Raw genomic sequence first — 15,046 nt, forward strand, 5'->3', positions numbered from 1 at the left:
GGCCGGTTCGCGGCCGGGGCGACCGCCTCGGCCCGGCCGCCGGCGGCACGAGCAGGCTGACAGACGACAGGAGTGGGAAGACATGAGCGTCCGCACCGTCCCGTTCGGAGCGTGGGAGTCACCCATCGACGCGGTGAAGGCGGCATCGTTCGACGGTCGCCCCGAATGGCTCGGCGCCGTCGGCGACGAACTGTGGTGGACCGCCCCCCGGCCCGCCGAGGGCGGCCGCCGGGCGCTCATGCGGCGCGGCGCGGACGGCACCGAGGTCTGCGCGCTGCCCGCACCGTGGAACGTGCGCAGCCGCGTCATCGAGTACGGCGGCGTCCCCTGGGCCGCTGACGCCGCGCCGGCCGGCGGTGGCGGTCCGCTCATCGTCTTCACACACTTCGACGACCAGCGCCTGTACGCCTTCCGGCCGGACCGGCCGGACGCCGCGCCGCGCCCGCTGACCCCGGTCTCGCGGGTCGGCGGCGGACTGCGCTGGGCCGACCTGTGCGTGATGCCGGAACGCGGCGAGGTGTGGTGCGTCCTGGAGGAGTTCACCGGCGAGGGGGCGACCGACGTCCGGCGGGTCATCGCCGCGGTGCCGCTGGACGGTTCGGCCGCCGAGGACCGCGGCCGGGTGCGCGAACTGACCGACGACAGCAGCCGGTTCGTCACCGGACCGAAGCTCTCCCCGGACCGGCGGCAGGCGGTGTGGACCGCCTGGGACCACCCGTCGATGCCCTGGGACGGCACGGAGTTGCGGATCGCCGACGTCGGCGACGAGGGGTTCACCGGCATCCGCACCCTGATCGGCGGCCCGGAGGAATCGGTGCCGCAGGCCGAGTGGGCCGGGGACGGCACCCTGTACGCGGTGACCGACCGCAGCGGCTGGTGGAACCTGCACCGCGTCGACCCGGCCACCGGCAACGCGGTCAACGTCTGCCCCCGCGAGGAGGAGTTCGGCGGCGCCGGCTGGAAGATCGGCCTGCGCTGGTTCGCCCCGCTGCCCGACGGCACCCTGGCCGTGCTGCACGGCCGCGGCGCGCTGCGGCTCGGCGTCCTGGACCCCGTCACCGGCGAACTCACCGACGCGCCGGGGCCGTGGACCGAGTGGGACGCGGCCCTGGCCGTCAACGGCAGCCGGGTCACCGGCCTGGCCGCCAGCGCCATGACCGGCCACGAGATCGTCGAACTCGACACCGTCGGCGGCCACACCCGCAGCGTCGGGGCCGCGCACGCCGACACCGTGGACCCCGGCCACCTGCCCCGGCCGGTCGAGCGGATCTTCACCGGCGCCGGCGGCCGCGACGTGTACGCCCACGTCTACCCGCCGCACAACCCGGACTTCATCGCGCCCGAGGGCGAACTGCCGCCCTACGTCGTGTGGGTGCACGGCGGCCCGACCTCGCGCGTGCCGATGGTGCTCGACCTGGAGATCGCCTACTTCACCTCGCGCGGCATCGGCGTGGCGGAGGTCAACTACGGCGGTTCGACCGGCTACGGCCGCGAGTACCGCAACCGGCTGCGCGAACGGTGGGGCGTGGTCGACGTCGAGGACTGCGTCACGGTGGCCGAGGCGCTGGTCAAGGAGGGCTCGGCCGACCCGGCGAGGCTGGCGATCCGCGGCGGAAGCGCCGGCGGGTGGACGACGGGGGCCGCGCTGACGTCGGTGACCACGTTCGCGTGCGGTGCGATCAGCTACCCGATCCTGGACATGGCCGCCTGGGCCGCCGAGACCCACGACTTCGAATCGCGGTACACCGAGTCCCTGGTGGGCCCGATCGCCGAGGTGCCCGAGCGGTACAAGGAACGTTCCCCGGTCTACCGGGCCGACGGGGTCGCCGGACCGTTCGTGCTGCTCCAGGGGCTGGCGGACGTCATCTGCCCGCCCGCGCAGAGCGAACGCTTCCTGTCCCACCTCACCGGGCAGGGCGCGCCGCCGCACGCCTACCTGACGTTCGAGGGCGAGGGCCACGGCTTCCGGCGGCTGGAGACGATCGTCGCCTGTCTTGAGGCGGAACTGTCGCTGTACGGGCAGGTCTTCGGATTCACGCCGCCGGGCGTGCCGAGGCTGGGGCTGTCGTCATGACCGGCGCACCGCGGCCGCTGGAGCGCCCGCGCCGGCTGGTGGCGGGGGACCGGGTGGCGGTCGTGGCCCCCAGCGGCCCGGTCGACCCCGACCGGCTGGCCGCCGGGCTGGACGTGCTGCGCGGCTGGGACCTGGATCCGGTGGTGGCACCCCATGTCCTGGGCCGCGACGCGGTGTTGGGGTACCTGGCCGCCGACGACGTGGCGCGTGCAGCCGATCTGACCGGCGCGTGGTGCGATCCGTCGGTCGCCGCGGTGCTGTGCGCCCGGGGCGGCTACGGTGCGCAGCGCATGGTCGACCTGCTGGACTGGCGGGCGTTGGCCGCGGCGCCGGCCAAGGCGTTCGTGGGGTTCAGCGACGTCACCGTCCTGCACGAGGCGTTCGCCCGGCGGCTGGGCCTGGTGACGTATTACGGGCCGGTGGCGGCGGGGCTGGCGTTCACCAAGGACGAGCCGACGCGCGATCACCTGCGGCGCACGCTGTTCGCGCCGGAGACGGTGCAGACGCTGGCCTCGGCGACCGCCGCGACGATGGTCGGCGGCCGGGCGTGCGGGGTGACCTTCGGCGGGTGCGCGAGCATGCTGGCCGCCGAGGTCGGCACGCCGCACGCCGGCACCCGGGCCGACGGCGGCATCCTCGTGCTGGAGGACGTCGGCGAGCCGCCGTACCGGCTGGACCGGGTGCTGACCCAGCTTCTGCGGTCCGGGCGGCTGGACTCGGTGGCCGGGATCGTGCTCGGGTCGTGGCGGGACTGCGGCCCCTACGACCGGGTGCGCGAGGTGCTGCGCGACCGGCTGGGCGGCCTGGGAGTGCCGGTGATCGAGGAGCTGGGATTCGGGCACGGCGACAGCAGCCTGACCGTGCCGCTCGGCCTGCCCGCCGAGTTGGACGCCGACGCCGCGACGCTGACGTTCCGCATACCGGCGCTGCGCTGACGGACATCGCGTTGACGGGCGTTGCGTTGACGGGTGCGGGCCTGACCGGTGTGGTGCTGACGGGCGTTGCGCCGACCGGCAGCTGACCGGCGTTGCGCCGGCCGGTGCGGACCCGGCGGCCGGCCCGGCCGGTCGACGGGCCGGTGGGGTCAGCCGGCGGCCGGCAGCGTGACGTCGAAGCGGCAGCCGCCGGGCACGTTGCTGACGGCGGCGTGGCCGCGGTGGGCCTCGACGATGCCGCGGACTATGGCCAGGCCGAGCCCGGCGCCGGCCGGCGGGGTACGGGCGCCGGTGCCGCGCCAGCCGGTGTCGAAGACGCGCGGCAGGTCCTCGGGCGGGATGCCGCCGCAGCCGTCGGTGACCGACAGCACGACGCGGTCGTCCTCGCGGCGCGCCGCGACGGCGACGGTGCCGTCGGCGGGGGTGCGGTGGATCGCGTTGACCAGGAGGTTGGCCAGGACGCGGGTCATCTCGCGGCCGTCGACCTCGACCGGAACGGGCTCGACGCCGTCGCCGACCAGGCGGACGCCGTGCTCACGGGCCAGCGGGTCGGCGCCGGCGATGGCGTCGCCCACCAGGTCGTAGACCGACAGGCGGGACGGGGACAGCGGCAGGGCGCCGGCCTGGATGCGGGAGAGTTCGAACAGGTCGCCGACCATGCCGCTGAGGCGTTCCACCTCGGCGCGGATCTGGACGTAGTAGCGCGCCGGGTCGTCCGCGATGCCGTCCTCCAGCGCCTCCGCCATCGCGCGCAGGCCGGCCAGCGGGGTGCGCAGGTCGTGCGAGATCCAGGCGACGAGTTCGCGGCGCGAGGACTCCAGGGCGCGTTCGCGGTCCCGGGAGGCGGCGAGCTTGGCGCTGGTGGCGGTCAGTTCGCGGCCCAGGTCGGCCAGTTCGCGGTTGAGCGCGTCGTGCGGTGGCGGGGCGAACGGGGTCAGGCCGTCGCCGTCGCCGAGCGCCCGGGTCGCGGCGGTCAGCGCCCGGCTGCCGCTCATCACCCGCCGGCCCAGCAGCGCCGCGACCGCCAGCGAGACGACGGTGGCCGCCGCGCAGACCAGCACCTCCACCCGCAGATCGTGCGAGGACAGGAACATCGCCCACGCCACCGACAGCGTTCCGGCGAGCATCGCGGCCACCGTCACCGACGCGACCACCGCGAGCGAGGCGGCCAGCGAACGGTGCCGCAGCAGCCGCAGCGCCCACGCGCCCAGCAGCCCGGCGACCGCCGCGCCACCCGCCGCGTACAGGGCGATGACCAGCAGATCACGCATGACCGGTCACCCCGGCGATCGCGCGCGGGGCGCTGTCGGGGGAGGTGCGGGGGGAAGCAGGGGGCGCGACGGCGGAGGCGGCGTCGGAGGCGGTGCGGCCGATGCCGGAGGCCGGACCGCGGGGCGGGCCGCCGTCAGGGGTTGCACTGCTGTCGTGGCGGGCGCCGCCGGAGGTGGTGCTGTTGGGGCGGGTACCCGAACCGGGGGCCCCACCGCTGTCGTGGTGAGCCCCCGCACCGGAGGCCGTACCGGGGCTGGCGCCGCCGGAGGCCGTACTGCTGTCGGGGCTGATGCCGCCGGAGGTACGGCTGTCGGGGCCGGCGCTGGCGGTTGTCGCACCGCTGTCGTGGTGAGCTCCCGCACCGGAGGCCGTGCCGGGGTTGGCGCCGCCGTACGTACCGCTGTTGGGGCGGGTACCCGAACCGGGGGCCCCACCGCTGTCGTGGTGAGCCCCCGCATCGGAGGCCGTGCCGGGGCCGGTGCCGCCGGAGGTCGTACCGCTGGCGTGGCTGGCGCCGCCGTACGTACCGCTGTCGGGGCGGGCACCCGAACCGAGGACCCCACCGCTGTCGTGGTGAGCCCCCGCACCGGAGGCCGTACCGAAGCCGGGGCCACCGGAGGCCGTACCGCTGTCGGGCCTGGCGCCGCCATACGTACCGCCGTTCTGGCCGGCGCCGCCGTACGTACCGCTGTCGCGGCTGCCCGCCGCACCCGGGGCCGGCGCCCCCGCGCTTCCCGGTTCGCCGCCGTCGAAGCGGTAGCCGGCGCCCCAGACGGTGCTGATGAGGTGGGGACGGGCGGGGTCGTCCTCGATCTTCTCGCGGAGGCGGCGGACGTGGACCGTGACGGTGGACAGGTCGCCGAACTCCCAGCCCCACACGCGTCTCATGAGTTCCTCGCGGCCGACGACCCGGCCGGGGTACTGGAGGAAGAAGGACAGGAGGTCGAACTCCCTTGCCGTCAGGGCGAGTTCGGTGCCGTCGCGGGTGACGCGGCGGGCGGCGGGGTCGAGGGCTAGGCGGCCGGAGCGCAGCCAGGGGCCGGGGGCGGGCGCGGCGCCGGCCCGGCGCAGGACGGAGGTGACGCGCAGGACGAGTTCGCGGGGGCTGAACGGCTTGGTGACGTAGTCGTCCGCGCCGACCTCCAGGCCGAGGATGCGGTCGTCCTCGTCGCCGCGTGCGGTGAGCATGACGACCGGCACCGGGCCGCGCTGCCGGATGCGGCGGCAGACCTCCAGGCCGTCCAGACCGGGCAGCATCAGGTCGAGGACGACGAGGTCCGGCGGCACGGCGGCGGCGCGCGCCACGGCGCCGGGGCCGTCCGCCACCCGGTCCACCAGGAATCCGGCGCGGTCCAGGTAGCTCGCGACGACCTCGGCCACCGTCGGGTCGTCGTCCACCACGAGGACGCGCTGCCGCGGTCCGGCGGCCGGGGAGGGGGAATCGCTCGCTGTCACGCGACCGAGTGTCGCACCGCAGGCGGCGGACCGTCGGGGCGCGGGATCCGGAGCGGGCCGGCGTCCGCGTTTCGTAAGGAATGCCTGCCGTATTAATGCCTTTTGTTCGATGAACGTGCCGGGGCGTGCGGGCGTCGGCAGGCGGCCGGAAGTCGTCGCGCCCTGCTGAGCGCCCGCTGTCGGTGACGGGCCGGTGATCATAGGATCGGGCGGAGCAGTTGACCGTCGGGCGGCGGTTCGTCCGACCCTCGGCCGGCCACCGCCGACGCCGGACCCGGGAGGACCCCCTGACGCCGCACCCCGCCTCCGCCCCCGGTTCCGGGCCCGCCGCCGGTTCCGCCGCCACGGGTCCCGGCCCGGTCGGCACAGGCCACGGCCCCACCGCTCCGGATGATCCCGGTCCCGCCGCCCCGGACCCCGGTCCCGCCGGCGCGACTCCCGGCGCCGCAGACGCGGGCCCCGGCCCCACCGCCACCGGCCCCGATCCCACCGCTCCGGGTCCCGATCCCACCACCCCAGGCTCCGGTCCCGCCGGGGCGCCCGCGCCGGGCCTCGTCCAGCGGGCGCTCGGTGCCGCGCCGGTGCCCGCGGTCCTCACGTCGCCCGGGCCCGGGGAGGCTCCGCACGTCTGGCTGCTGCGGGTCGGTGACCGGGCCGCGGGGCTGCCGGGCGCGCTGGGCATGCTCGACGAGCGCGAACGCGGGCGCTACGAGAAGTTCCGGCTGGACAAGCACCGCACGGCGTACGGCGTGGCGCACGTCGCGCTGCGGGAGTTGCTGGCGGCGTACACCGGTGTTCCGGCCGCGGAGCAGCGGTTCGTGTCGCAGACCTGTCCGACGTGCGGGGGGCCGCACGGCCGGCCCGCGGTGGCGACCGAGGACGCGCCGCACTTCTCGTTGTCGCACAGCGGTGAGCTGGTGCTGATCGCGTTCGCGGGAACGCCGGTGGGGGCCGACGTCGAGGAGTTGCCGACGGTCCGTACCGCCGACGAGATCGCGCCACGTCTGCACCCCCGGGAACGGGACGAAATAGTCGCCGTGGCCGACGACGACGAGCGCCGTACCGCCTTCGCGCGCTGCTGGACCCGCAAGGAGGCGTATCTGAAAGGCACCGGTGAGGGGCTGTCCGGCGGTCTCGGCCGGGACTACGTGGGGGCCGCCGAGATCCCCGGCAGGCCGCCGGGCTGGCGGCTGGCCGACACCGACGCCCCGGCCGGCTACCGTGCGGCGATCGCCCTCGCCGACCCCGACGCCCCGCCGCCCGCCGGGCATTGACGCCCGCGGCCGGGCCGGGAAGGGAGCTGTCGCGGTTGCCGGGAGGGCGGCGCGACGGGAGCGCGTACCGGTGACCGATGAGGGAAGGTGGCCGAAAGCGCGGCGGCCGGAGCATCGTTGACACCGGCAACGACCAGTCAACGGTTTCCGAAAACGGCACACCTCTCCCGGCGCGGCCGTCCCGGCGGTCCCGTTCCCGCGCACCCGCCACGGCATTTCGCACCGGTGGCCGCAAAACACCCATGATCGCGAGGCAATCCGGTCAGCCCCCTTGGGCGGCCGTCCCAACGCGGGTAACGTCCCTGGGCCATGCGACCTGAGACCCATACCCCCCGCCCCGCACCCCGCCCGGCCTCCCGGCGGACCGTCCTCGGCGCCGCCGGAGCAGCACTGGCCGGCGCCACCTTGCTGACCACCCCGGCACACGCCGCCACCACCCCCGCCACCAGCCCGTTCGCCTTCGCGGGCGGCACGACGCCGCTGCCGTCCGACCGGACGATCGCGGCCGAGATCCACGCCGAGTTCCTGCACGGCTGGCGCGGCTACACCTCCGTCGCCTGGGGACACGACGAGGTGTGCCCGGTCAGCGGCACCTCCAGTGACTTCTTCGCCCCCGGCAAGACCTTCGGGCTGTCCATGGTGGAAGCCCTCGACACGCTGTACGTGATGGGCGAGGACCACGAACTCGCCCGGTCCTGCGACTGGATCGAGGCGAACTTCGATCCCACGCAGGACGTCGACATGCACGTCTTCGAAACGATCATCCGACTGGTCGGCGGTCTGCTGGCCGGCTATCTGGCCACCGGCCGGCCCAAGTTGCTCGCCCTGTGCCGGGAGCTGACCGACCGGGTGATGCCGGCGTTCACCTCCTCGCCCACCGGCATCCCCTACACCCACGTGAACCTCGCCACCGGAGCCATCGATGGCAACGTTGTCCCGCTGGCCGAAGTGGGCACGAACGTCATGGAGTTCGGCCTGCTGTCCAAGCTCACCGGCGACTCGCGGTACATCGACGCGTCGATGCGGGCGTACGAGGCGGTGATCGGCATGCGCAGCTCGCTCGACCTGCTCGGCACGTCGGTCGACGCCGCGACCGGCCGGTGGACCGACACCGGCGACACGGCGCCGAACCCGCCGGTGGACTCGTTCTACGAGTACCTGTGGGGCGGCTACGCGCTGCTGGGCGACAAGCGGCTGCTGGAGTGGTACCGGACGCTGACCCGGGCGATCCTGACGCACCAGGCCGACACCAGCACCGGCCACCTGTGGTTCCGGCAGGTCGACTCGGCCACCGGCGCGCCGACCGGCACCGCCCAGTCGGAGCTCGGGGCCTTCTACGCCGGGCTGCTCGGCAAGGGCGGCGACCTCGCGCACGGTTCGGCCTACTACCGGTCCTGGACGACGGCGCTGGACCGCTACCCGGTGCTGCCCGAGGGCATCGACTACACCACGCTCGCCGCCACCGACAAGGGCAACCAGCTGCGGCCGGAGTACGTCAACTCCTCGTTCGACCTGTGGCGGCTCGACCCGAACGAGTACTACAAGCGCACCGCTTACCAGTACTTCACCGGGATGCGGGACAACCTGCGGGTCACCGGCGGCTACACCATCGCCGCCGACGTCACCACCGCGCCGATGACGCTGGGCGACTACACGCCGGCGTACTGGTTCGCGGAGAACAACAAGTACCTGTACCTGACCTTCGCCGACAGCCCGCGGTTCGACTACCGCAACGGCATCCTGTCGACCGAGGGCAAGGTGCTGCGCGGCCTGCGCCGCCGCTGACCGCCGCCGGCCGCCCACGGTCGCCCAAGGTCGCCCGCGGCCGCCCGTCCTCGGGCACGGCCGCGTAAAGAACCTGCCACCCATGCGTGAAAAACGCTGTGCGAGCGTGTCGTCACCGGGTTCGATGGAGATCGCTCACCCGGGACCGCGACTCATCCCGGCAGGCTCAAGAAAGGGGCAGCCTTGGCCACCACCGTGCGACGTACCCGTGTCACCCTCCCCGCCGCTCCCGTCGGCCCCGAGAACCCGCTGCCCGCGCTTCTCGCCCCCGGCGGGACGCGTGAGATCCCCGCGGCCGAACGCGCCGCGCTCCCGCCGGACATGGCCCGCCAGATCGGGTACCGGCCGCTGGAGACCCTGCTGCCGGTCCGGCGCCTCGACGGCTACGGACGTGACCGCACGCCCGCCGCGCTGGACGCGCTGGTCGTCGAGAACGACCGGCTGCGCGTGACCGTGCTGCCCGGGCTGGGCGGCCGGATCCACTCGCTGTTCCACAAGCCCACCGGCCGCGAACTGCTGTACCGCAACCCGGTCTTCCAGCCCGCCGACTTCGGCCTGGCCGGCGCGTGGTTCTCCGGCGGCATCGAGTGGAACGTCGGCGCCACCGGGCACAGCCCGCTGTCGTGCGCGCCGCTGTACGCCGGCCGGGTTCCGGCGCCGGACGGCGGGGAGATGCTGCGGCTGTGGGAGTGGGAACGCCTCAGCGACCTGCCGTTCCAGATCGACCTGTGGCTGCCGGAGCACTCCGACTTCCTGTACGTGGGCGTGCGGCTGCGCAACGTCGGACACCGTCCGGTGCCGGTCTACTGGTGGTCCAACGCGGCGGTCCCCGAGGCGGACGGGGTGCGGGTCGTGGCCCCCGCCGAGCACGCCTGGCACCTCGGCCGAGCCGGCGGCCCGCACCGCGTCCCGGTGCCGGAGTGGGACGGCGCGGACCGCACGTACGCCCCCGGTTCGCAGCACTCGGCCGACTACTTCTACGACGTGCCCGCCGCCGAACGCCGCTGGATCGCCGCGCTCGACGCGACCGGCAGCGGTCTGGCGCAGACGTCGACCGACACGCTGCGCGGCCGCAAGCTCTTCGTCTGGGGCCAGGGGCGCGGCGGCCGGCGCTGGCAGCGGTGGCTGACCGAACCCGGCACCGGCGGATACGCCGAGATCCAGGCGGGGCTGGCCCGTACGCAGCTGGAGCACGTGCCGCTGGAGCCCGGCGGGCAGTTCCGCTGGCTGGAGGCGTACGGGCCGCTGTCCGCCGACCCGCGGGCGGTGCACGGCGCGGACTGGCGGGCGGCGCGCGGCGCGGTGGCCGACGCGTTGCAGGAGGCGCTGCCGCGCGAGAGCGTCGAGCGGGCCGAACGCGCGTGGCTGGAGCACGCCGACACCGCGCCGCAGGAGTTGCTGTCGTCCGGTTCGGGCTGGGGAGCGCTGGAGGTGCTGCACGGCGGCCACGTGCTGCCGGGCACCCCGTACGCCCCGGACGGGCTGGGCGATCAGCAGGCGCCGTGGGCCGAACTGACCCGCACCGGGCGTTTTCCGGTGCCGGCCGAACCGGTCGCGCCCGGTCCGACGCCGGTCGGACCGCACTGGCGTGAGCTGCTGGAGGCCGCCGCGCCGGGCCCGTTGACGGAATACCACCTGGGCGTCGTCCAGTGGCACGCCGGGGACCGCGCGCAGGCGGTCCGCAGCTGGGAGCGGTCGCTGCGGCACGCGCAGGAGTGGTGGACGCTGCGCTGCCTGGCGGTGGCCGACGCCGCCTCGGGCCACGAGGCGCGTGCCGCCGAGCGCTGGCTGCGCGCGTTCCGGCTGGCGGCGGCCGATCCGGATCCGGTCGTGCTCGCCGCGCTGGCCCGGGAGGCGGTGCCCGCGCTGCTGGCGGCCGGGCGGGCGCAGGACGCGGCGGGGGTGCTGGAGGCGTTGCCGGCCGGGACGCGCGAGCACGGCCGGTTCCGGCTGCTGGCGGCGCGGGTGCTGCTGGCGCGGGGGGACGCGGCCGGGGCGCGGGCGGTGTTCGACGCCGGGTTCGAGGTGGCCGACCTGCGGGAGGGGGAGGAGGCGTTGGAGGAGACCTGGTACGCGGTCGCCGAACGCCTGCTGGCCGGCGCCGGTCCGGTGACCGACGAGGTCAGGGCCCGTGCCCGCGCCGAGCATCCGCTGCCCGCGGCCTACGACTTCCGCATGCGCCCGCAGGACCCGCCCGCCCCGGCCACCCCGCCACGAGCCCCGCAACCGTCGGCGCTCCCGTCCCCGGCCCCGGCTTCGTAGCTGCTCCGGCCTCGTAGCTGCTCCGGCCTCCGTAACGGCCCCGGCCTCCGTAACGGCCCCGGCTTCCGTAGCGGCCAAGGCCTCGCAGTGGCCCAGACCCCGTAACGGCCCCAACCCTTAGGGGCCCGGCACCCGCAACGGCCCGGGCGCAGCCGCACCCGTAACGTCCCCGGCGCAGCCGCGCTCCGGGTAACCGTTCGGGGCGGCCGGCCGGGCGGTGCGGACCGCTGCGACCGGCGGCTTCGGGGCCCGTCCCACTGACATCACGTCAACCCGATGCCCGCCGACCACGCATCCCCGAGGAAACCCTGATCTCGTATCAGGGTGGGAGTGACCCCCGCCGGTCCGGTGGGGGTCACTCCTGAGGGGCATGGTGCTCTGGCGGGCGGCGTAGCGGCATGTTACGAGTGTTGACATGCGATCAAGTCGGGGTTTGACTCTTCACTCGTACGAGGTGGCAACGTTGTCAGGCCGGTGCGGTCCGGCGGCGCCGCCTGCCGTGCAGTGCGGAAACGTCCGCTCGTCGCACGTCATTCGTGAAGTCTCAACCCCCGCCGTGGAGGCACGAGATGGCAACACCCCGGCGCGCCAGCGCGCCACGTCTTTCAGGACGATTCCGTAGACAACTGGCTGTTTTGTCGGTCATGGGCATGGCGGTCCTGCCGTTGCAGGCGATGGGCGCGGTCTCCGCGTCCGCCGCTCCGGCGCTGGTCAACGACCCCGCGTCGCTGGTGAACCCGCTGATCGGCACGTCCGGCGCGGTCGACACCTTCCCCGGGCCCGACATGCCGTTCGGCATGATGCAGATGGGCCCGGACACCACGCCCGACCGGACGGAGGGCGGGGGATACGAGTACAACGACAGCAAGCTGTCCGGTTTCAGCCTGACGCACATCTCGGGCCCCGGCTGCGGCGCGGGCGGCGACGTGCCGATCCTGCCGGTCAGCGGGAAGCTCTCCGGCAACCTGAGTAACACCTCCGCCGGGTTCAGCCACACCGATGAGCACACCGGTATCGGCTATTACGGGGTCACCGACTCCACCGGGATCACCACCGAGCTGACCGACACCACGCGGGCCGGGCTCGGCCGGTTCACCTTCCCCAGCGGTCAGTCCAACCTGTTGCTCAAGCTCAGCAGCGGCGCCACGCAGGTGGACGGCACCCGGGCGCAGGTCGTCAACGACCACGAGGTGACCGGCGCGGTGCAGAGCGGCCACTTCTGCGGGGCCGACAACACCTACACGCTGCACTTCGACATCAAGTTCGACCAGCCGTTCACCAGCACCGGCACCTGGTCCGGCAGCACGCTCAGCCCGAACTCCACCTCGCTGGAGCACGGCCGCCCGCAGCAGGCGCTGCGCAGCGCGACCACGCTGCCGAAGACCGAGAAGCACTTCACCGTGCCGGCCTCGCCGTCCCCGACGGTGCACGCCCCCCAGGGCGGCGGCGCGAAGCGCGCGGCGGCCGCCAAGCCGCCGGTGACCGGCGCCAACGGCATGTACCTCAGCTTCGGCGCGGACGCCCCGAAGACGGTCACGGCCGCCGTCGGCATCTCCTACACCAGTGACGCCAACGCCCGGCTGAACCTCTCCAAGGAGGTCAAGGGCTTCGGGTTCGACGCGATGGAGAAGGCCAACCACGCGGCGTGGAACACGGTGCTGGACAAGGCGCGGATCGGCGGTGGCACGCACGACCAGCAGGTGCAGTTCTACACCGCGCTGTACCACGCGCTGCTGCACCCGAACGTCTTCTCCGACGTCAACGGCCAGTACATGGGCATGGACGACCAGGTGCACACGCTGGCGAAGGGGCAGCAGGCGCAGTACGCCAACTACTCCGGCTGGGACACCTACCGTTCCCAGACGCAGCTGATGGCCACGCTGGAGCCGAAGATCGCCAGCGACGTGGTCACCTCGATGCTCAACGGCTACGACCAGACCGGTCTGCTGCCCAAGTGGGCGCAGAACAACGGTGAGAGCTACGTCATGGTCGGCGACCCGGCGGACGGCATCATCGCCGACGCCTACGCGTTCGGCGCCCGCGACTTCGACACCAAGCACGCGCTGGCCGCGATGGAGCACGAGGCGACGGCGACCAGCAACGACCGCCCCGGCGAGTCGGTCCGTGACGCCAAGGGCTACCTGCCGCTGGACGAGAACGACTACGGCTGCTGCAACTTCTACGGCCCGGTCTCCACGCAGCTGGAGTACGACACCGCCGACTACGCGATCGCCTCGTTCGCCAAGTCGCTGGGCAAGTCGGCCGACTACACCAAGTTCGCCACCCGCGCGCAGGACTGGCAGAACGTCTTCAACCCGGTGACCGGCTACATGCAGGCCAAGGACGCCAACGGCGAGTTCGCCCCCGGCTTCACCCCCGGCACCTCCGACGGCTTCGTGGAGGGCACCTCGGCGCAGTACACCCCGATGGTGCCGTTCAACGTCCAGGGCCTGATCTCGGCGCGCGGCGGCACGCAGGCGTACTCGTCGTACCTCGACGGCCTGCTGTCGAACATCACCGACCCCACCTCGGTCAACGCCAACCTCAGCAACGAGCCGAGCCTGGAGATCCCCTGGGAGTACGACTACCTGGGCCAGCCGTGGAAGACCCAGGAGGCGGTGCGCCAGGCGCAGCAGAAGCTGTACTTCGACGCGCCGGTCGGCTCGTTCGGCAACGACGACCTGGGTGCGATGAGCAGCTGGTACGTCTGGTCGGAGCTGGGCATGTACCCGGAGACCCCGGGCACCGGCACCCTCACGCTGGGCAGCCCCGGCTTCCCGCGGGCCGAACTGACGCTGGGCAACGGCAAGACGGTGACCGTCGACGCCCCGCAGGCGGCGGCGAACACCCCGTACGTGCAGTCGCTGACGGTCAACGGCAAGTCCTCCGACGCGCCGTGGACCACCTTCGCGGCGCTCGGCAAGGGCGGCAGCTACGACTACACGCTGGCGGCCACCCCCAACACCGCCTGGGGCACGAAGGCCGCGGCGGCGCCGCCGTCCGACTCCACCGGTGAGCGCGACGTATTCGCGTCGGCCGGCCCGAGCGGCGCCGGCCTGGTGCTGGCGCCCGGCGCCAGCGGCACCGGCACGCTGGACCTGTCCGACATCGGCACCTCCGCGCTGCCGGTGACCTGGACCGCGCACGCGCCCACCGGGATCAGCACCTCGGCCTCGACCGGCACGCTGACCGTTCCGGCGGACGGCAAGGCGGAGGCGAAGGTGACGGTGACCGCCGGCACCACCGAGGGCGACTACCCGCTGACGTTCGACCTGACCGGTGCGGACGGCGCCTCGCTGGGCACCGCGGTGCTGCGGGTCGCGGTCGCGCAGCCGGACGAGCTGTGGCCGTACTACACCGGTGAGGGTGTCTACGCCGACGGCGCCACCTTCAGCGGCGGCTTCGACGGCGGTGGCTGGGCGTACTCGCAGAACGCGCTCCAGGCGGCCGGCGCCGCCGGCGGCTCGAAGCTGACGGTGGACGGCATCACCTACACCTGGCCCAAGGTGGCCGCGGGACAGCAGGACAACATCGAGATGGCCGGCCAGACCATCCCGGCGCCGTCCGGCACCTCCGCGACCTCGCTGGGTCTGCTGGGCGCGGCCACCGACGCCCCGGCCAACGGCTCCACGGGTTCGCTGACCGTCACCTACACCGACGGCACCACCTCCAAGGCCACGGTCGGCTTCTCCGACTGGACGCTCAACGCCGGTGCCAGCAAGCCGTTCTCCGGTGAGACGACGGCGTTGACCACGTCCTACCGCAACACCGGCAGCGGGGCGCAGGACCCGGTGAACACCTATGTGTTCGCGGTGAAGGTTCCGTTGACGGCCGGCAAGACGGTGGCGTCGCTGACGCTGCCGATAACGTCGGACGGCACGTCACACCTGTTCGCCCTCGGGTACGGGAGCTGATCGCCGCACGGTCGTGACCTGACCGCCACGCGGTCAACCGCGGTGCTACGGCGGCCGGTCGGCCGGGGTCCCTAC

General features: G+C 73.9%; 7 protein-coding genes and 1 pseudogene. 6 read left to right on the plus strand and 2 right to left on the minus strand.

Features of this window, described 5'->3' with window-relative positions:
- Positions 1 to 82: 82 nt before the first annotated feature.
- Together POF43_RS30645 and POF43_RS30650 are read left to right on the plus strand one after the other, a co-directional pair.
- Positions 83 to 2,074 carry a prolyl oligopeptidase family serine peptidase gene (locus POF43_RS30645; RefSeq protein ID WP_271324143.1) on the plus strand — a complete coding sequence of 664 codons (1,992 nt, stop codon included), beginning with the start codon at positions 83 to 85 and terminating at the stop codon, positions 2,072 to 2,074.
- Entirely contained in the window at positions 2,071 to 3,009 is a 939-nt protein-coding gene (locus POF43_RS30650; protein WP_271324144.1) for a S66 peptidase family protein, read from the plus strand. The genes POF43_RS30645 and POF43_RS30650 overlap by 4 nt, the downstream gene beginning before the upstream one ends.
- Before the next feature lie 149 nt (positions 3,010 to 3,158).
- Here POF43_RS30650 and POF43_RS30655 read toward each other — a convergent pair whose 3' ends face one another.
- Positions 3,159 to 4,280 carry a sensor histidine kinase gene (locus POF43_RS30655; RefSeq protein ID WP_271315328.1) on the minus strand — a complete coding sequence of 374 codons (1,122 nt, stop codon included), beginning with the start codon at positions 4,278 to 4,280 and terminating at the stop codon, positions 3,159 to 3,161.
- A 748-nt stretch (positions 4,281 to 5,028) separates the two neighbouring features.
- Positions 5,029 to 5,736, minus strand: a pseudogene (locus POF43_RS30660) (response regulator transcription factor); the annotation flags it as partial.
- 581 nt (positions 5,737 to 6,317) lie between these two features.
- Here POF43_RS30660 and POF43_RS30665 point away from each other — a divergent pair.
- The 4 genes from POF43_RS30665 to POF43_RS30680 all read left to right on the plus strand — a co-directional run bounded on the left by POF43_RS30665 (position 6,318) and on the right by POF43_RS30680 (position 14,971).
- Complete coding sequence (locus POF43_RS30665; protein WP_271318771.1) at positions 6,318 to 7,010, plus strand: 4'-phosphopantetheinyl transferase family protein; 693 nt, start codon at positions 6,318 to 6,320, stop codon at positions 7,008 to 7,010.
- Between the two features lie 309 nt (positions 7,011 to 7,319).
- A complete protein-coding gene (locus POF43_RS30670) occupies positions 7,320 to 8,795 on the plus strand; it encodes a glycoside hydrolase family 47 protein (RefSeq protein ID WP_282699175.1) in 1,476 nt (491 codons plus the stop codon).
- A gap of 183 nt (positions 8,796 to 8,978) precedes the next feature.
- Positions 8,979 to 11,057 carry a DUF5107 domain-containing protein gene (locus POF43_RS30675; RefSeq protein ID WP_282704872.1) on the plus strand — a complete coding sequence of 693 codons (2,079 nt, stop codon included), beginning with the start codon at positions 8,979 to 8,981 and terminating at the stop codon, positions 11,055 to 11,057.
- Between the two features lie 644 nt (positions 11,058 to 11,701).
- A complete protein-coding gene (locus POF43_RS30680; RefSeq protein WP_271325288.1) occupies positions 11,702 to 14,971 on the plus strand; it encodes a lectin in 3,270 nt (1,089 codons plus the stop codon).
- Positions 14,972 to 15,046: the final 75 nt, after the last annotated feature.

The organism is Streptantibioticus silvisoli, assembly GCF_027947535.2.
GTDB lineage: Bacteria > Actinomycetota > Actinomycetes > Streptomycetales > Streptomycetaceae > Streptantibioticus_C > Streptantibioticus_C silvisoli.